Origin of the sequence: Limimaricola sp. G21655-S1 (assembly GCF_027213785.1) — a bacterium.
GTDB lineage: Bacteria > Pseudomonadota > Alphaproteobacteria > Rhodobacterales > Rhodobacteraceae > Limimaricola.
Genome location: NZ_JAPWGO010000024.1, coordinates 12,869 through 29,336, shown reverse-complemented (window position 1 = coordinate 29,336; position 16,468 = coordinate 12,869). Strand labels below are relative to the sequence as shown.

The following is a 16,468-nucleotide window of genomic DNA, read 5'->3' as shown; positions in this document are numbered from 1 at the left end:
CGCGGGATGGAGCAGCCCGGTAGCTCGTCAGGCTCATAACCTGAAGGTCGCAGGTTCAAATCCTGCTCCCGCAACCACTGAAATCTGACACAGATCCAGACAAGCCTCCCTCGGGAGGCTTTCTGCGTTTCAGACCAAAGGGGCAGGGCGCTCGGACCAGCTTACCTCAATGCGCTGTTCCGCAGTTCCCTACTGAGGGCCGCAATCGCGATATTCGCAACGATGCGTAGGACCGTCATTTGCTTGCCTCCCAAAACTATCATCTCATCAGTGGACCGTTGGCCCGTCCAGCCAGCCGCTTCGAGACGGATACCGCCATCTGCGGCGGGGCCCAGCAGGTGATCAGCTCCCGTCGAGAAGTCCGACGGTATTGCCTTCGGGGTCGGCGAACTCGGCGTAGCGAAGAGAATTGAAGCCTTCGACCTTCACTGGCTCCGGTACTTCGATCCCTGCGGCAGAAAGCCGCGTGATCTCTGGATCGAGGTCTGCCACCCGCATCGTCACGGTCGACTCGCCGGCACCTCGCGGACTGTCCAGAACTTGAAAGAAGACGCCTTCGCGCAGATCCCATTCATGACAGGACGGCATTGGCTCGCGATCCCAAGCGCGACCGATCAGCTTCGCCCACCATTTAGATTGAGCGTCGAAGTCGGCCGCGTTGATGCTCAGAAAAATGTTCTCGACCTTCATGCTTTTCCCTTTCTTGGGGTCTGTCAGCAGCAGACGCCTGAACCGAGGCCGTGTGAAAGCGAACACCGTAGACGTCATTGCAGACCGCTGCACCTTTCCGCTGCGCTGCCTTTCAAAGAGACCGCGCCCCACGACCAGTAGCCGGCATTCGAGATCCCCGGCTGCTTCCGGCCCGCACCCTCCGATTGTTGCCGATCATACAGGACAATTTCTGCCTTAAGCCGCCGTTTGCTACGTCGTGCCAAGCGGCCCGGTGAAATTGCCTGCATCGCCCTCGATCAGGAGCATGGTCGCCGCGACGGTCCAGCTGTCCTCAGTAGTTGCGGCGACGCACCCGACCAAGGTCCCGCAGGTGACCGGCCGGTCGCGTTGCCCCGGCTCCAAGTCGCCGGAGCCGACGGATCGGGGCCGCGGTTCAGACCGCCGCGTCTTCGACTGGCATGGCGCGCGCCATGTCCATCCACATCACCTCGAGGACGTTACCATCGGGATCGGACACCGACCGGCCATACATGACGTCGCCCATCTCCTGGGTCTTGTCGTTGTCGCGGCCGCCATGCGCGGTGGCGCGCCCGACGAACTCATCCACGTCGTCCCTCGACGGCTGGGACAGACAAACCAGAGCGCCGACGGTCCCCTCCGGTGCCACGGGCCGGGGCGAGAAGGAGGCGAACTTCTCCCTTTCGAGGATCATGAGATGAATCGCATCGGACACGCGCACCATCAGGCTCTCGGCGTCGCAGAAGCGCTCGTCGATGGTAAGGCCCAGCCCGGCATAGAAGGCACGGGCACGGGAGATATCGGCGGAAGGCAGGTTCACGAAGATCATCGGGGTCGAAGAGGTCATGTCGATGCTCCTGAAGCGGGAATGAGTCGTCTCGATGCTTGAAGACTGCGCCTCTGTCTTTTATATTGCAAGTTGTAAGTTGCAATAAACAACCAAAATGCGGAGAGCCAATGGAGCGCAAGCGAAGCTACGAGGACGGCTGCGCCTTCGCGCAGGCCCTCGACCTGGTGGGCGAGCGTTGGGCGCTCTTGATCATGCGCGAGCTGATGTTCGGGCCGCGTCGGTTCACCGACCTGAAGGAAACCCTGCCGGGCATCGCCACCAACATGCTGACGCAGCGCCTCGTGGGGCTCGAGGATGCCGGTGTCCTGCGGCGGGTGGACCTGCCGCGGCCAGCGCGCGGCAAAGCCTATGCTCTCACAGCCTGGGGCCTGGCATTCCGCGAGCCGCTCCGGGTGATCGGCATTTGGGCCTCGCGCTCACCCCGGCTTCGCTTCGACCGCCCGTTGAGCGCGGCGGCGGCCATGCTGTCGCTCGAGAGCATGTTCGATCCCGGAAGGGCGAAAGATATGTGTCTTGCCGTGGATCTGCGCCTGCCGGACGGCGAGTTTACGCTTCGCGTCGGCGACGGCCACCTCGACGTGGCGCCCGGCCGTGTCGACAATCCCGATTGCGTCGTGACGGGCGACCAGAACGCGCTCCTGCCTGTGCTCTATGCGGGAAAGCCGGTCACCGCCGCTCTGGCGGACGGGTCGCTCGTGGTCGAGGGAGACATCGACGCCCTCAGGCGGCTCGCCGGGGCATTCCGCGACTTGGCGCCGCTGGAGGGCTGAGCTGAAGCAACTCGAGCCTCAGACCAACTGCTGCGCCAAGCCCTTATTGGTCTGCTCCCGCGAAGTGCTTCGCCTACTGAGATCGAATTGCCTCGATCCGGCGAACGTCTACTATTCGGTCGAGCGGTAGAGACGCACTGGTCTGGTCGCACCCCTGGCGATGATGCCTTTCGCTTCGAGGTCCAGCTGCACGGCCTTGAGCCACCACCCAGCCTTCTCGCCACCCGGGAAGTGCTCCTGCGACAGGTATTCCAGCGCCGCAGCCTTGGCCTCCGCGACCGTCACTCCCGGCGGCGTGTCCGGCAGCACCGTCAGCAACGCCTCCCGCATTGCGGTGTATTTCGCGCGATTGACGCGCTCGGTCCGGCCGGGCGAGGTCGCGCTGCTGATCTCGATCATCTCATCGGTCTTCGACATGCAGCGCTCCATTGTCCGGGAACCTGGGATTTCTGAAACCCATCCTCACCCATGCGACGAACAGGCGGCCATAGAAGCCGAGGGAATGGGTTCTCAGGTTGGGCACGTCGTCCGGCAGATCGTCACGGGCGCCCGTCATGGTGCGCAGTTCGACCGCGGGGCGGTCGGTTTCGGGCCAGAGCGCGGCATAGAGACTCAGCCAGTGCCCGCCCTTCATCTCCAAGAAGACAGGCGTATTGCAGCATGCCGCGATCACGCGTCGGGTGTCGGCATCGTCCGTGAGCCGATGCGCCTTCAGCCTGTCCTGTCCGGCGACGATCGCGACGCGGTCCTTGCGTAGCAGGACGAACGGGGTGGCGCCCTTGCCATCGAGGATAGGCCCCGCCCCCGGGAGGGCTTCGAGAACCTGCGCGGCCTTCTGGCAACTTGAGCAAAGGCATTCTACGGACGCTATATGCGGCCCTTCGACCTTCAAGCGCACATCGCCGCATCTGCATCCGAGACTGGGCATACCGGCAAACCCGCCACTGCAACCATACGATGAGCAGATTGGATCGACTGGCTCGACCGGTCAAGCCGTGCGGGCAGAGGCATTTTATCATCCGCGACCCGGCGGGGGTGCTGATCGATGTCATCACCCCCATACCGCCAAACGAGGAGTTCGTAGGCCAGTTCGCCGAAGACGCCCTGCCGAGTTGAAACTAAGTCGCCGTGCTCGAACCGGTCGGTCTGCCTTCCACGAAGAGCGGCCGTCCATGGCAATTACAGCGAGCGGCGGCTTCTCGCCCTTCCTGAGTTCGATCACTCCCGGCCCATTCCGGACCTCGGTGGCTGTGACAGCGAACGTCTCCTTTCAGAACCCTCCGAGGTCACGCTCGTTGCTCCACCGCACACCGTCCCACTCTCAGTCATCGCAGCATGGAACCGGATCGGGCTGGCGGTCGTATAGTCCGAATGGGCTGATCTGCCGCTACCGACTGACAGGACGATCCGATGAACGGCTTCAACATGCGTGCGGCACAGGCGCAGGCCCTCAACCAGACCTGCGCCGTGCTTAGCCTTCGCCTGCGTGAGCTGTTTGCAGTCGACCCGGCGGTGCAGGAACTGCGCATGCTTGCGGCGCAGGTCCAGGAACTGTCTGGGTGCCTGGCTTTCACCGAACTCGATCCTCGGGCTGTTCACACGATGACGGCGGAACTCGCCGCCCTGAAGGAGCAGGTCGACCAGATGGTGGCAAACAACAAGCTGACAGACACGCAAGCAGCCTGACCAGCATGACCGGTGGCGAACCGCTCTCAGGTTTACAGAGCAGCAGTAAACTGGTGGTCACGCCCGCCGTGCCGTTCTACCACGGGCGGAACATGAAGTTCGCAACCCTCCGGACCTTACAAGGTGGCCCATTCCCATGAACGTCCTTTCTGCGCCATCTACCGTGCAAGGGGGCCTGCCCGGCGGTGATGTCCTGACTTCTGTCGCCATCCTCATGCCGCCCGGTGATGCAACGGCCGCGTCCCTCCGTGACCCGGAGCAGGAGAACATAGCCTCGATTGAAGTCACGTCTCTCGACCATCTGGCCGACCTCGTGGATCACCGGATCGGTGCCGTTCTGATCACCGAAGAAGCGCTCTGGGGAGTTGGCTTCGATCGACTGAAGCAGGCCCTTGCGGCACAGCCACTGTGGTCTGACGTGCCGTTCATCGTTCTGGCGGACGGCACGACCGGCGACCGCAGCGAGGCGGCCAGTGAGCGCACCGACGATCTCGGCAACGCGGTGCTGCTTCCCCGGGTCCTCCGGGCCGAGGAGCTTCTACGCTCGGTGCGCTCCGCGCTGAAGGCTCGTGGGCGCCAGCACGACGCCCGCGCGCGGATGGAGGAGCTTCAGAACCGCGAGCGGCAGGTGGCCGAGAGCGAAGCACAGTTCCAGGCCATCGCCAACTCGGTCGACCAGATGATCTGGTCGACAACGCCGGATGGCCTTCACGACTACTACAACACGCGCTGGTATGAGTTCACCGGGGTGCCGGAAGGCTCGACCGACGGCGAGGCATGGAACGGCATGTTCCACCCCGACGATCAGGAGCGGGCGTGGAAGATCTGGCGGCACAGCCTGAGCACCGGCGAGCCCTACGAGATCGAGTATCGGCTGCGGCACCGCTCGGGTCGCTACCACTGGGTTCTCGGCCGCGCTCTGCCCATGCGGAGCGCGGACGGCACGATCCTGCGGTGGTATGGCACCTGCACCGACATCCACGAGATCAAGATCGCCGAGGAACAGCGGCAACTGATGCTCGCGGAGATGAACCACCGCGTGAAGAACACCCTTGCCATGGTCCACTCGGTGGTATCCCAGACCCTGAGGCACGCCAGTAATCTCGACGATGCGCGCGCCGCGATCCAGTCCCGGATCGGCTCGATGTCTCAGGCCCATGACCGGCTGATCCACTCGTCGTGGCTTGAGGCCCGTATTGGAGACATCGTGGAGACCGCGATTGCGCCACACCGCCCCGAGGTGGACCGGTTCGTCATAGAGGGGCCGGACCTGCCGATCGGCTCCAAGCAGGCGCTGGCGCTGACGATGGCGCTGCACGAGCTTGCGACCAACGCCGCGAAATACGGCGCCCTGTCCAGCGACGAAGGCAAGGTCCGGATCGGATGGTCGGTCGATGGCGAGGGCGAGGGCGAAGAAGAGGTCTTCCACTTCACCTGGGTCGAGGAAGGCGGGCCCGAGGTGCGAGAACCGTCCAGCCGTGGCTTTGGCTCCAAGATGATCGAGAAGGCGCTTGCGGGATACTTCCAAGGAGCGGCGGATCTCGCCTACGACCCCGGTGGCCTGCGCTTTCATATGACGGCCCCGCTTGAGGGGCTGACGACATGAGCGTAGTCGATGGAAACTTCCTGTCTGCTTGAGAGAACGATGATGAGGACTGAGACCCGGGAAGGCCCCGCGGTGCTGGTCGTCGAGGACGAACCGCTGATCCGCATGGAAGCCATCGACATGATGGAGGAGGCTGGCTTCCGCGTCTTCGATGCCGGATCGGCCGACCAAGCTGTGGCGCTGATGGAGCGTCACAAAGAGATCGGCATCCTTTTCACGGACGTGGACATGCCGGGATCGATGAATGGACTGGGATTGGCAGCGCATGTCCGCACCCATTGGCCCCGGGTGTTCATCGTGATCGCCTCTGGGGTGATCAACATCGACAAGGCGGCACTGCCCGAAGGCTGCTCGGTCTATCCCAAGCCATACCCCACGAACCAGATCTTGGCCGAGCTGCGGCGGGTCGCGTGCGCAAGCGAATAATTGCGACGCCACTCGCCCAGTCAAGAACCACGCCAAGCTGATTGGTCAGGGCAAGGCAGTCGTTCGTGCCTTGAGCAGCGAAGGGCGCTTCCCGCCCGGAGCAGCTGGATCAGCTCCCGGCCCTAAGTAGACATCCAGCCCTTGCGCAATGCCGCGCCTCGGCGATTGGAAGCGGACCTTAGGCCATGCCAGCCTTGGGATACAGGAACACCTTCGTCTCCAGCGGCACCATCTCATAAAGCTCGATGATCTGCTCGTTCACCAAGCGAGCGCAACCGTTCGACACGGCGGTCCCGATGGTGGATGGCGCATTGGTGCCGTGGATGCGCAGAAAGGTGTCGTAGCCGTCCTTGAACAGGTAGAGCGCCCGGGCGCCCAGGGGGTTGTCGATCCCGCCCGGCATGCCGTCGGCCCATTTGCCGTAGACCTCCGGCTCGCGTTCGAGCATGCCGGGGGTCGGGGTCCAGCTGGGCCATTCCTTCTTGGCCTGGATCAGGAAGGTCCCCGCCTCGTAGAGATCGTCGCGGCCTACCCCGACCGCGTAGCGCAGCGCCCGCGCGCCCGGCAGCGTCCAGTAGAGCGCGAACTCGTCGGGCATGACGTGTATCTGCCCGGCCGGGATGCCTTCGGCGATGGCCACCTCGCGGGGCGGGATCACCGCGGCTTGCGCCGCGCCCTCATGCGCCAGCAGCCTGTCGGCGGGCAGCGCGGCACCCGCGAAAGCCGCCGCCGTTCCCTTGAGAAAACCTCGTCTCAGCATGCGTCACCTTTATTTTGTCCCGACGCCGACGGATGTCATGCGCAGGATATGGTAATGATGGCCCCGCGCTGGCACCGGTCGATCCGGGGTTCCAAGCGCAGTGCGTCCATGCCGTGTCGAATGGATCAGGCTTAAGGCAGCCTTACGAGCGTGTGGCAGTGTCGCGTCCTTCCGACGCCCTGCCGCTTTCGTGAAGAGGTCCGGCACAGGGCAGCACAATCTGCACGGCCTCGCCTCCGCCCGTCCGGGCCTCGAAGCCAAGCCGCCCGCCGAGCCGCTCGACCGCCACCTGCGCGATCGCCAGGCCCAGCCCGCTGCCCCCCGCGGGCGCGCCCGCGCCGCGAAAGAACCGCTCGGTCACGCGGGCCCGCTCGGCCTCGGGAATGCCGGGTCCACGGTCGAGCACGGACAGTGTGATCCGCGCGTCCCGTGCCACGCCATCGACCACGACCTCGCCGCCCGGCGGGCTGGCCAGCACGGCGTTTTCGACGATGTTGCGTAGCGCCACGGCGGGCAGCACCGGGTCGGGTATTCGGCAGAACAGCTCTGGTGCCATCTCCAGCCTGAGCTGCACATCCCGCTCGGTGGCCAGCCTCTGCATGTCTTGGACCATGTCGGTCGCCAGGCGCGTCATGTCGACGACCTCGCCACCTCCCTCCGGAGCGCCATCGACGGCGGCGAGTTCGAGAAGCTGCCGCACCATCCGGTCGGTGCGGGCCACCCCGGCCTCGACGCGCGCCAGCGCCTGTAGCCGCGTCGCTTCGTCCGGGGCCATCGCCGCGATCTGCGCCTGCGTCTTGATGCCTGCAAGCGGGGTCTTCAGCTCGTGCGCGGCGAAGGCTGTAAAGCTCTTCTCCCGTCCGCGCGCAGCGGCGACGCGGGCGAACAGCCCGTCGAGCGCCGCGCCCATGGGGCGGATCTCGCGCGGCAGCGGGCCTGCCGCCACCGGACCGAGATCATCGGCCGCGCGCGCCCCAAGCGCCCGTGCCATCCGGCCGAGCGGCGCGAGACCGCGCCCGACGCTGATCCAGATCAGCGCCGCCAGCACCGGCAGGATCGCCAGCGCCGGCAGCAGCAGCCCGCGCACCACGTCCGTTACCAACCGCTCGCGCACGGTGAGCCGGTCGCCGACCATCACCCTCAGGCCCAGATCCTCGTTTATCATGGTGTAGACGCGCCACGCCTCGCCATCGACGAGGCTGTCGGAAAAGCCCGTTTGCTCCGCCGCGAGCCGACCTGAGGGCGCGCTGGCTGAGGCGCCCAGCAGCGCGCCATCGAGCGACCAGATCTGGCAGGAGAGCTGGCGCGCATAGGCAGAGGCCGCTGCCGGTTCCGGCAGGTCCAGCTCCAGCGGCCCGGCCGAGGCCACGTCGATCCGCCGGTCGGAGATCAGCGACGATACCATCTGCGCCGCCTCGGCGAGCCGCGCGTCGAGCACCTGTTCGACCTCCGAGCGGGTCGAATGCTGAATCCACCAGACCGCCGAGAGCCAGACCGCCCCCGTCGCCGCCAGCAGGATCACGAACAGCCGCGCGCGGATCGAACTCATGGCCGCGGCTCCGCGAGGCGGTAGCCGACGCCGCGCACCGTCTCGATGAAGCCCGCACCCAGTTTGGCCCGCAGCTTGTGGACATGCACCTCGACGGCGTTGCTCTCGACCCCCTCCTGCCAGCCGTAAAGGCGCTCCTCCAGCCGGTCCTTCTCGACGATCACGCCGGGGGTCTCGATCAGCGCGCGCAGCACCGCGAATTCGCGCCGCGAGAAGCGCAGTTCGCGCCCCTCCATCTCGCCGCGCATCCGCGACGGGTCGAGCCGCAGCCCGTTCCATTCGAGCAGCGCGCTGGCCCGCCCCTCGGCGCGGCGGATGATCGCGCGCAGCCGGGCGCTGACCTCGCCGAGATCGAAGGGCTTGCCGAGGTAGTCGTCCGCCCCGGCGTCGAGCCCGTCGATCCGGTCGCGCACTTGGTCGAGCGCCGTGAGCAGCAGCACCGGCAAACGGTCGCCGCCCGCCCGCAGCCCGGCCAGCAGGTCGAGCCCCGAGCCGTCGGGCAGCATCAGGTCGAGCACCACCGCCGAGAAGCCGCCCTGCGCCAGCGCCTCGCGCGCATCGGCGCAGCAGGTCACCAGTTCCGGGGTGAAGCCCTGCAACCGCAGCCCGACGCTCAGCCCGTCGGCCAGCGTCTCGTCATCCTCCACGATCAGAACCCGCATCGCGCCTCCGGTTGTCGTCCTTGTCGTCGCTGTTGCGCCTCCGGGCTTAAGGGCCGCTTAAGGAAGCGCGCCGATCCGGGCGCCATGACACGGACCCTTTCATACCCCGCCGCCCTGCGGCGCGCCATCATCGCCCCGCTCCTCGTGGCGCTGTCCCTCGCCCTGGTCACCGCCGCCGCCCTCGCGCAGGGCGGCGACGCCTTCGACCGGCAGTCGCCGCCGATGGACCCGCGCGAGGCCTTCGCACTCGCGGTCGAGCCGCAGCCCGACGGCAGCCGTCTGCTGCGCTGGGACGTTGCCGAGGGCTATTACCTCTACCGCGAATACCTCGCCGCCGAGACCGAGGACGGAAGATCCCTGCCGCTCGAGACCGCGCCCGGCGTCACCAAGGACGACCCGACCTTCGGCACCGTCGAGGTGTATTTCTATGGCACCGAGGCGCGGCTCGGCGCGGCGGAAGGCCCGGTGCGCGTGACCTACCAGGGCTGCCAAGAGGACGGGATCTGCTATCCGCCGGTCACCGACACGCTACCCGCAATCGGGGCTGCGGCCACGTGGCCTGCCGCAGGGACGGAGCCCGCCGCCGTCGAAGGCCCGGCGGAGTCCACAGTGTCGAAGGGCGGCATCACCCTTGCCAATGAAGGCGGCCTGCTCGACGGGCTGAGCGCCCGCGGCGGGCCGTTTCTCGTGCTGGCGGGCTTCTTCGGCTTCGGGTTGCTGCTTGCCTTCACGCCCTGCGTCTTCCCGATGTTCCCGATCCTCGCGGGGCTGCTGGCCGGACAGGACGGCACGGTCGGCGCCCGGCGCGGCGCGCTGCTTTCGGGCACCTACGTGCTGGCGATGGCGGCGGCCTTCGGCCTGTTGGGCCTCATCGCAGCTTGGTCGGGCCAGAACCTGCAAGTGGCGCTGCAATCGCCCTGGGCCGTGGGCATAGTCGCCGGGGTCTTCGTGGCGCTGGCGCTGTCGATGTTCGGCCTATACGAGATGCGCCTGCCGCAGGCCTGGACGGGTCGGCTGTCGGGCATCGGCGCGGGTCGGGGCGGCACGCTGGGCGGCGCGGCGGCGCTCGGCTTCACCTCGGCGCTGATCATGGGACCCTGCGTGACCGCGCCGCTGGCCGGGGCGCTCCTTTACATCGCGCGGACCGGTGACGCGTGGCTCGGCGCGGGCGCGCTCTTCGCGCTCGGTCTGGGACAGGGCGTGCCGCTCCTGATCGCGGGCACCTTCGGCGCGCGGATGCTGCCGCGCGCGGGCGCGTGGATGGAGGGCGTGAAGGCTGCCTTCGGCGTCGTCTTCCTCGCGATGGCAATCTGGCTCGGCGGCCGGCTGCTGCCCGGCCCCGTCACGCTGGCGCTCTGGGCGGCGCTGCTACTTGGCGCTGGCGTCTTCATCGGGGGGCTGGACCGGCTGGAGCCCGGCTCCGGCACGGCGCCGCGCATCCGCAAGACCGTCGGTCTCGCCGCGATTCTCGCCGCCGGGATCATGGGGCTCGGGGCAGCCACCAGCGCGGAGGACCCGATGCGTCCGCTGGCCGGCCTGCGCCCGGTCGAGGCCGCGCCCGGTGTGGCCGATAACGAGATCGCCTTCACCCCCGTTACCTCGGTGCCGCAGCTTGATGCCGCGCTCGCAGGGAGCGACGGGCCGTCGATGATCTACGTCACCGCCGACTGGTGCGTCACCTGCAAGGTGATCGAGCGCCGCCTCTGGCCCGACCCAATGGTCCGCGAGGCGCTGGCGGGCACCACGCTCATCACCGCCGACCTGTCGGAGTTCGACGCCGAGGGGCAGGCGCTGCTCGATCATCTGGGCTCGGTCGGGCCGCCTACCATGGTGTTCCTCGACGCAGAGGGACGCGAGGCGCCCGGCAGCCGCCTGATCGGCGAGCCGGGCGTGGAGGAGGTCGTGGCCTCGGCGCGGGCGATTCGATGAGCGCTGTGGCAATCGGCCCGCTGGTGTTCTCGGGCGAACGGTTCCTCGCCGTGATCGCGGTGCTCGTGTTCATCGGCGTCACCGAGATCGCCGCCTGGCGCCGCCCCGCCCAGGCCGAGGCGCTGCGGCGCTGGTCGCTCATCGCCGTGCTCGGCTGGGTGATCGCGGCGCGCGCGGGCTTCGTGGCGATGCAGTTCGACAGCTTCCGCGCGGCGCCGCTCGACGCCCTGAAACTCTGGCAGGGCGGTTTCGCGCCGCAGGCGGGGCTGTTCGGGCTGGGCCTCGCGCTATTCGCGGCGCTGCTGCGCCACCCCAAGGCGCTGACGCCGTTGCTGCTGGCCGCCACCCTCGCGGGAACAGGGGTCGCGGTGGCGCGGGTCGCGCTGCCCGACCAGACGCGCGGACGCCTGCCAGCGATCCATCTCGCGGAACTGTCAGGCCGCCCGTTTCCGCTCGCCGAGACGGCGGGGCAGCCGCTTGTCATCAACCTCTGGGCCAGCTGGTGCCCGCCCTGCCGCCGCGAGCTGCCGTTGATGATGGAGGTCGCCGCCGAGACGGAGGGGGCGCTGATCCTCTTCGCCAATCAGCGCGAGGCAACGGAGGTGATCGAAACCTACCTCGCGGGGCAGTCGCTCGGCACGACCGGCGTGCTGCGCGATCCGGAGGGCGCGCTGATGGACGGCTTCGGCCTGCTCGGTCTGCCCACCACCCTGTTCTTCGACGCCGAGGGAGGGCTGAAGGCCGCCCATACCGGCGAAATCTCCCGCGCGCAGCTGCAAGCGGGCCTCGACGACCTCGAAAGGACCACCCCATGACCGAGATCCTCCGTCCCCGGCGGCTGGCGTCGCTGGCGCTGCTGCCGCTTCTGGCAGCCTGCGCCGCCGCCTCAGCACCCAAGCTCGCCGCTCCTCCCGAAGCCGAACCCGTGCTCCCTGCCGAGGTCCGAGCGATGTATGCGGCGGTGGAGAACGATGGCGAGGTCGTTCCCGCCGTGCCCGAACAGTATCTCGACGAACGCAACCGCCGCCAGGAGGTCGATTACTGGACCGACGAGGCGCCCGGCACCATCGTCGTCGATCCGCATGCGCGGTTCCTCTATCTCGTGATGGAGGGCGACCGGGCGATGCGCTACGGCGTCGCGGTGGGCGACCAGGGGCGCGGCTTCTCGGGCGAAGGCAACATCCCCTTCACCCGCGAATGGCCGCGCTGGACGCCGACGCCCAACATGCTGCGCCGCGATCCCGACCTCTACGGGCCCCATGCCGGCGGCATGGAGGGCGGCATCGACAACCCGCTCGGCGCGCGGGCGCTCTACCTGTTCAAGGACGGGCGCGACACGCTCTACCGCATCCACGGCACCAACGACCCCTGGTCGATCGGCAAGGCCACCTCGGCCGGCTGCATCCGCCTGTTCAACCAGGACATCATCGACCTGCACGAGCGCGCCCGCGCGGGCGCCAAGGTCGTGGTGCTGAGCGAAGCCGACAGCGGCAAGGGCACGGTGCCGCCGGGCACGCCCCTGTCCACTCCCCAGCAGACGACCAACCAAGGAGAGACCACATGACCAACCTCACCCGCCGCACCGCGCTCACCGGCGGCCTGCTCGCCATGGGCGGCACCGCGCTCTGGACCGCGACGCGCCCGGCGCGCGCGCAGGAGCAGCCGCTGCGCCCGACCATCGACGAGGTGATGTTCGACCCCGCGAACCCGGTTCTCGGCAACCCAGAGGGCGACGTCACCATCGTCGAGTTCTTCGATTACCAATGCCCCTACTGCAAGGCGAACCACCCGGTCCTGAACGAGGTGGTCGAGGCGGACGACAATGTCCGGCTGGTGATGAAGGACTGGCCGATCTTCGGCGCGCCCTCGGTGCGCGCGGCGCAGCTGGCGCTCGGCGCGGCCTCGCTCGGGTCCTACCTGACCGCCAACGACGCGCTGATGGCGACCGAGGGGCGGCTCGACGACGCGCTGATCGAGGAGACGCTTACCAAGGCCGGGCTCGACGTCGCGGCGCTCGACGCCGCCTATGGCGAGAACCGCGACAAGTGGGACGGGCTGCTCACCCGCAACGGCGCGCAGGCGGCGGCCTTCCAGCTGCGCGGCACGCCCGCCTTCATCATCGGCACGGTGATCTACCCCGGTGCGATGGACAAGGCCGGGCTCGAGAACGCGATCGCGATGGCGCGCGGCTGACCCCCCTTAAGGCTGGGATAAGGCGACCGTGGTCGTCCCTGTCCCGGCCTCCCAACCAAGAGCAGGACCACAGGCAAGATGAGCACCACCCCCACCCGCCGGCAGGCGCTTCTCGGCGCGGCTGCCGCCGCGACCGCGCTGGCCACCCCCTCGCTGTTGCGCGCGCAGGCCGCACGACCTCCCGCGCAGGCGCCCGTGCAGCGCAACGTGTCGAGCTTTCGCACCCAGTATTGGCAGGATCACTTCGACACGCTCGGTGTCGCCACCATCGTCGCCGACACCCAGTCGCGCGCGCTGCACTACTGGAACGCCGACGCGTCGGACTACCGCGTCTTCCCGACCTCGATCCCGATCTCCGAGGACCTCACCAAGCGCGGCTACACCGAGATCGTGCGTAAGAAGGTGGGCCCCGATTGGACGCCCACGCCGAGCCAGGTCGAGCGCAATCCCGAGCTGCGCTACATGCCGCCCGGCCCTGACAACCCGCTCGGCACCCACGCGATGTATCTGAGCTGGCCCGCCTACCTGATCCATGGCACGCATGACACGCGCAAGATCGGCCGGCCCTCATCGGATGGCTGCATCGGTCTCTACAACGAGATGATCGCCCAGCTCTTCGCCATCACCCCGGTGGGCACGCAGGTCCGCATCATCTGAAACTCCGCGGGTGGCAAAGGCTGGACCAATGCCACCCGCCACACCATCCTCGCCCGCGAGACGGCCCGCCCATCCCGCGGAGCGGAGGAGAGGACTTCGATGAGAAATATCACCGGCCTGCTGGCCGCCCTGACGCTGTTCGCCGCCACCGAGGCCCCGGCCGACGAGGACATCGCCGACCAGTATCCGGGCTCGCTGCTCTACGCCAAGCCAGTGGAGTTCATCCCCGGTGTCTGGACCGCCACCGGCGCCACCGCACCGCCGACCTACGAGAATGCCGGGCACAACAACAACCTGAGCTTCATCATCACCGGCGATGGAGTGGTGGTGGTCAACGCCGGTGCCAGCCGCGGCTTGGCCCGCGCCCTGCACGACGAAATCCGCGCCGTGACCGCCCAACCGGTGAAGCTGGTGATCGACGAGAACGGACAAGGTCATGCGATGCTCGGCAACGGCTACTGGGTCGACCAAGGCGTGCCGGTGCTGGCTCATGCGGAGGCGGCGCGCGCTTTCGAGGAAGACGGCGACGCTTCGTTCCAAGCGGGCGAGCGGCTGCTGCGCGACCGGTTCGAGACGACGCGGCTGCAAGGTCCGACCGAGACCTTCGAGGACAGCTACACCGTGCCCTTCGGAGATTTCCCGATCAAAGTGCTCTACCTCGGCCTGGCCCACAGCCCCGGCGACATCGTGGTCTGGCTGCCCGAGCAGAAGCTGGTGATCTCGGGTGACATGGCATTCCACGAGCGCATGCTGCCGGTCTTCGCCGACACCGACACCCGTGGCTGGATCGAGACATGGGAAACCGCCTTCGAGCCGCTTGGCGCGACCTATGTCATCCCCGGACATGGACACCCGACCAACATGGACCAGGTGCGGCGCTACACCCGCGACTACCTCGTCTGGCTGCGCGAGAAGATCGGCGCGCATCTCGACGCGGGCGGCGATCTGGCGAATGCCTATTACGTCGACCAGAGCCCCTTCGCGCATCTCGACACCTTTGACGAGTTGGCGACAAAGAACGCGGGCCGCGTCTTCGAGCAGATGGAGTTCGAGTGATGCCTATGGATACAAAACAAGAGCTTCGCAGCATTCTGCTCCAATGTTTGGAATACGCAGGAAACGGGCTTCGCAAGGTCGGTTGGTAGTGTTTGGTCTACTGGCGCGATCGGCCCGAAGCAGGCATCTGGTCAATACTCAATACTCAATACTCAATACTCAATACTCAATACTCAATACTCAAGGCCACGCCTCGACCAGACGAAGCGGGCCATAAGCATTTTCCCTCCGGGAAGCGTCCGCGACCTTTCGCTTGCTGCACGCGGCCTTGGCCGGCGCGCTCCGGAGCCGCGCCGCGTGAGGCTCAGGCGGGCCACTCTGGATGCAGGCGGTCGATCACCACGGCATGGGCATGGCGGTGAGGACCGCCATGCTCGGCGAGATGCGGGTGACCGGCCGGCAGGTCTTCGTGGCTGTGGGACAGGGCCTGCGGATCGTCCACGGGCCACATCCGGGTTGCCACGAGGATGCCGACGGATGCCAGCACGGCCAGCACCAGCAGCGCGGTAGGCGCACCGGTCAGCGTCATCAGCAGGCCGGCCAGCGGATAGGTGACCAGCCAGCAGGCGTGGCTCAGCGCGAACTGCGCCGCGAAGATGGCCGGGCGATCCTCGGGATGCGCCGAGCGCCGCAACAGGCGCCCGGATGGCGTGAGCACCGCTGAATAGCCCATTCCCGCGACGAGCCAAGCGGTGAGAAGGAGCGACCAGGAGAGGCCGAACGCGAGGATGACGGCGGCGAGCAGCACCAACGTCGCAGTCAGCGCGGTCGCGCCGGCCAGCATGACCGCGCGGTCAGGCACCCGGTCGAGCAGCTTCGGCAGACCGAGGGCCGCCAGCATCGACCCCGCCCCAAAGGCGCCCATCGTCCAGGCCAGCGCGCTCTCGGGCAGCCCCAGCTCACCTCGCACCAGCACGACCGTGTTCACCAGCACCATCGCCCCACCGGCGGCCGCGGCGAGGTTCAGCGCCAGGAGCCCGCGCAAGCGCGGCGTCGCGAGGTAGATGCGGATGCCGCGGGTCGAGCGGTCATAGATGCCGCGCGGCTCGGAGGGCCCGGGGGTCGGCAGCAGCACTGAGGCGACCAGGGCAGCCGAGGCAACGAACCCCACGACGGTGCCGAGGAACAGCGCGTTGTAGGAGATGACCGACAGCAGCAGCCCTGCGAGGACCGGACTGACGATGTTCTCGAGGTCGTAGGCCAGCCGTGACAGCGACAGTGCGCGGGTGTAGCGGTCCTCCTCGGGCAGCACGTCGGGGATCGTCGCCTGAAAGGTCGGCGTGAACGCGGCCGAAGCCGATTGCAGCAGGAAGATCAACACATAGACCTGCCAGATCTCGGTCACGAAGGGCAGCGCGAGCGCCACGCCCGCGCGCAGCAGGTCGAGCGCCACCAGCATGGCCCGGCGCGGCACGCGGTCGGCGAAGGCCCCGGCGATCGGCGCGATGCCCACATAGGCCACCATCTTGATGGTGAAGGCCGTCCCGAGCACCAGCCCGGCCCGGTCCCCAGCGAGGTCGAAGGCCAGCAGGCCAAGCGCGACCGTGGTGAGCCCCGTGCCGAGCAGTGCGACCACCTGCGCGAGGAAGAGATGCCGATAGGTGCGATCCGCGAGGATGGCCAGCATCATGCCC

At 67.6% G+C, this 16,468-nt stretch carries 18 protein-coding genes and 1 tRNA gene; 11 read left to right on the top strand and 8 right to left on the bottom strand.

What is annotated here, in order from left to right:
- Positions 1 to 77: transfer RNA gene (locus tag O4G76_RS17795), tRNA-Met, on the top strand.
- Positions 78 to 342: 265 nt separating this feature from the next.
- Here O4G76_RS17795 and O4G76_RS17790 read toward each other — a convergent pair.
- Together O4G76_RS17790 and O4G76_RS17785 are read right to left on the bottom strand one after the other, a co-directional pair.
- Positions 343 to 690, bottom strand: a complete 348-nt coding sequence (locus O4G76_RS17790; RefSeq protein WP_269398584.1) for a VOC family protein — start codon at positions 688 to 690, stop codon at positions 343 to 345.
- A gap of 415 nt (positions 691 to 1,105) precedes the next feature.
- Complete coding sequence (locus O4G76_RS17785; protein WP_269398583.1) at positions 1,106 to 1,537, bottom strand: VOC family protein; 432 nt, start codon at positions 1,535 to 1,537, stop codon at positions 1,106 to 1,108.
- A gap of 110 nt (positions 1,538 to 1,647) precedes the next feature.
- Here O4G76_RS17785 and O4G76_RS17780 point away from each other — a divergent pair, with 110 nt between their 5' ends.
- Positions 1,648 to 2,310 carry a winged helix-turn-helix transcriptional regulator gene (locus O4G76_RS17780; RefSeq protein ID WP_269398582.1) on the top strand — a complete coding sequence of 221 codons (663 nt, stop codon included), beginning with the start codon at positions 1,648 to 1,650 and terminating at the stop codon, positions 2,308 to 2,310.
- A 111-nt stretch (positions 2,311 to 2,421) separates the two neighbouring features.
- Here O4G76_RS17780 and O4G76_RS17775 read toward each other — a convergent pair whose 3' ends face one another.
- Both O4G76_RS17775 and O4G76_RS17770 read right to left on the bottom strand, forming a co-directional pair.
- Complete coding sequence (locus O4G76_RS17775) at positions 2,422 to 2,727, bottom strand: hypothetical protein (protein ID WP_269398581.1); 306 nt, start codon at positions 2,725 to 2,727, stop codon at positions 2,422 to 2,424.
- Positions 2,711 to 3,238, bottom strand: coding sequence for a GFA family protein (locus tag O4G76_RS17770; protein WP_269398580.1), 528 nt, complete (start codon positions 3,236 to 3,238; stop codon positions 2,711 to 2,713). The genes O4G76_RS17775 and O4G76_RS17770 overlap by 17 nt, the downstream gene beginning before the upstream one ends.
- Before the next feature lie 482 nt (positions 3,239 to 3,720).
- On the opposite strand from O4G76_RS17770, the gene O4G76_RS17765 reads away from it, so the two are divergent.
- The 3 genes from O4G76_RS17765 (at position 3,721) to O4G76_RS17755 (ending at position 6,028) form a co-directional block, all read left to right on the top strand.
- Positions 3,721 to 3,996 (top strand): hypothetical protein, encoded by a 276-nt coding sequence (locus O4G76_RS17765; protein WP_269398579.1) that lies wholly within the window; start codon positions 3,721 to 3,723, stop codon positions 3,994 to 3,996.
- A 136-nt stretch (positions 3,997 to 4,132) separates the two neighbouring features.
- The gene (locus tag O4G76_RS17760) at positions 4,133 to 5,602 is read left to right on the top strand and encodes a sensor histidine kinase (RefSeq protein WP_269398578.1); all 1,470 of its coding nucleotides are present in this window, start codon (positions 4,133 to 4,135) and stop codon (positions 5,600 to 5,602) included.
- Positions 5,603 to 5,674: 72 nt separating this feature from the next.
- Positions 5,675 to 6,028, top strand: coding sequence for a response regulator (locus tag O4G76_RS17755; protein ID WP_269398577.1), 354 nt, complete (start codon positions 5,675 to 5,677; stop codon positions 6,026 to 6,028).
- Between the two features lie 178 nt (positions 6,029 to 6,206).
- Here O4G76_RS17755 and O4G76_RS17750 read toward each other — a convergent pair whose 3' ends face one another.
- The 3 genes from O4G76_RS17750 to O4G76_RS17740 form a co-directional block, all read right to left on the bottom strand.
- Positions 6,207 to 6,788 carry a L,D-transpeptidase gene (locus O4G76_RS17750; RefSeq protein ID WP_269398576.1) on the bottom strand — a complete coding sequence of 194 codons (582 nt, stop codon included), beginning with the start codon at positions 6,786 to 6,788 and terminating at the stop codon, positions 6,207 to 6,209.
- Positions 6,789 to 6,930: 142 nt separating this feature from the next.
- On the bottom strand, positions 6,931 to 8,337 hold the full coding sequence (locus O4G76_RS17745) for an ATP-binding protein (protein WP_269398575.1): 1,407 nt from the start codon (positions 8,335 to 8,337) through the stop codon (positions 6,931 to 6,933).
- A complete protein-coding gene (locus tag O4G76_RS17740; RefSeq protein ID WP_269398574.1) occupies positions 8,334 to 8,999 on the bottom strand; it encodes a response regulator transcription factor in 666 nt (221 codons plus the stop codon). Before O4G76_RS17740 ends, O4G76_RS17745 begins: the two co-directional genes overlap by 4 nt.
- Before the next feature lie 84 nt (positions 9,000 to 9,083).
- On the opposite strand from O4G76_RS17740, the gene dsbD reads away from it, so the two are divergent.
- From dsbD to O4G76_RS17710, 6 genes are all read left to right on the top strand, one after another.
- Positions 9,084 to 10,928: a protein-disulfide reductase DsbD gene (gene dsbD / locus O4G76_RS17735; protein ID WP_269398573.1), complete on the top strand. Its 1,845-nt coding sequence runs from the start codon at positions 9,084 to 9,086 to the stop codon at positions 10,926 to 10,928.
- On the top strand, positions 10,925 to 11,743 hold the full coding sequence (locus O4G76_RS17730; RefSeq protein ID WP_269398572.1) for a TlpA disulfide reductase family protein: 819 nt from the start codon (positions 10,925 to 10,927) through the stop codon (positions 11,741 to 11,743). Before dsbD ends, O4G76_RS17730 begins: the two co-directional genes overlap by 4 nt.
- Positions 11,740 to 12,492, top strand: coding sequence for a L,D-transpeptidase (locus O4G76_RS17725; protein WP_269398571.1), 753 nt, complete (start codon positions 11,740 to 11,742; stop codon positions 12,490 to 12,492). Before O4G76_RS17730 ends, O4G76_RS17725 begins: the two co-directional genes overlap by 4 nt.
- A complete protein-coding gene (locus O4G76_RS17720) occupies positions 12,489 to 13,121 on the top strand; it encodes a DsbA family protein (protein WP_269398570.1) in 633 nt (210 codons plus the stop codon). The genes O4G76_RS17725 and O4G76_RS17720 overlap by 4 nt, the downstream gene beginning before the upstream one ends.
- A 78-nt stretch (positions 13,122 to 13,199) precedes the next feature.
- Positions 13,200 to 13,778 (top strand): L,D-transpeptidase, encoded by a 579-nt coding sequence (locus tag O4G76_RS17715; RefSeq protein WP_269398569.1) that lies wholly within the window; start codon positions 13,200 to 13,202, stop codon positions 13,776 to 13,778.
- 99 nt (positions 13,779 to 13,877) lie between these two features.
- On the top strand, positions 13,878 to 14,834 hold the full coding sequence (locus O4G76_RS17710; RefSeq protein ID WP_269398568.1) for an MBL fold metallo-hydrolase: 957 nt from the start codon (positions 13,878 to 13,880) through the stop codon (positions 14,832 to 14,834).
- 304 nt (positions 14,835 to 15,138) lie between these two features.
- Here the strand turns inward: O4G76_RS17710 and O4G76_RS17705 are convergent, their stop codons facing one another.
- Positions 15,139 to 16,461, bottom strand: a complete 1,323-nt coding sequence (locus O4G76_RS17705; RefSeq protein WP_269398585.1) for an MFS transporter — start codon at positions 16,459 to 16,461, stop codon at positions 15,139 to 15,141.
- Positions 16,462 to 16,468 lie beyond the last annotated feature (7 nt).

Bases quoted from the DNA above. Each gene is read 5' to 3' on its own strand.
- O4G76_RS17775 (WP_269398581.1), bottom strand. From the start codon at position 2,727: ATGTCGAAGACCGATGAGATGATCGAGATCAGCAGCGCGACCTCGCCC.
- O4G76_RS17765 (WP_269398579.1), top strand. From the start codon at position 3,721: ATGAACGGCTTCAACATGCGTGCGGCACAGGCGCAGGCCCTCAACCAG.
- O4G76_RS17730 (WP_269398572.1), top strand. From the start codon at position 10,925: ATGAGCGCTGTGGCAATCGGCCCGCTGGTGTTCTCGGGCGAACGGTTC.
- O4G76_RS17705 (WP_269398585.1), bottom strand. From the start codon at position 16,461: ATGCTGGCCATCCTCGCGGATCGCACCTATCGGCATCTCTTCCTCGCG.
- O4G76_RS17750 (WP_269398576.1), bottom strand. From the start codon at position 6,788: ATGCTGAGACGAGGTTTTCTCAAGGGAACGGCGGCGGCTTTCGCGGGT.
- O4G76_RS17760 (WP_269398578.1), top strand. From the start codon at position 4,133: ATGAACGTCCTTTCTGCGCCATCTACCGTGCAAGGGGGCCTGCCCGGC.
- O4G76_RS17710 (WP_269398568.1), top strand. From the start codon at position 13,878: ATGAGAAATATCACCGGCCTGCTGGCCGCCCTGACGCTGTTCGCCGCC.
- O4G76_RS17740 (WP_269398574.1), bottom strand. From the start codon at position 8,999: ATGCGGGTTCTGATCGTGGAGGATGACGAGACGCTGGCCGACGGGCTG.
- O4G76_RS17715 (WP_269398569.1), top strand. From the start codon at position 13,200: ATGAGCACCACCCCCACCCGCCGGCAGGCGCTTCTCGGCGCGGCTGCC.
- O4G76_RS17770 (WP_269398580.1), bottom strand. From the start codon at position 3,238: ATGCCCAGTCTCGGATGCAGATGCGGCGATGTGCGCTTGAAGGTCGAA.
- O4G76_RS17790 (WP_269398584.1), bottom strand. From the start codon at position 690: ATGAAGGTCGAGAACATTTTTCTGAGCATCAACGCGGCCGACTTCGAC.
- O4G76_RS17785 (WP_269398583.1), bottom strand. From the start codon at position 1,537: ATGACCTCTTCGACCCCGATGATCTTCGTGAACCTGCCTTCCGCCGAT.
- O4G76_RS17780 (WP_269398582.1), top strand. From the start codon at position 1,648: ATGGAGCGCAAGCGAAGCTACGAGGACGGCTGCGCCTTCGCGCAGGCC.
- O4G76_RS17745 (WP_269398575.1), bottom strand. From the start codon at position 8,337: ATGAGTTCGATCCGCGCGCGGCTGTTCGTGATCCTGCTGGCGGCGACG.
- dsbD (WP_269398573.1), top strand. From the start codon at position 9,084: ATGACACGGACCCTTTCATACCCCGCCGCCCTGCGGCGCGCCATCATC.
- O4G76_RS17720 (WP_269398570.1), top strand. From the start codon at position 12,489: ATGACCAACCTCACCCGCCGCACCGCGCTCACCGGCGGCCTGCTCGCC.
- O4G76_RS17725 (WP_269398571.1), top strand. From the start codon at position 11,740: ATGACCGAGATCCTCCGTCCCCGGCGGCTGGCGTCGCTGGCGCTGCTG.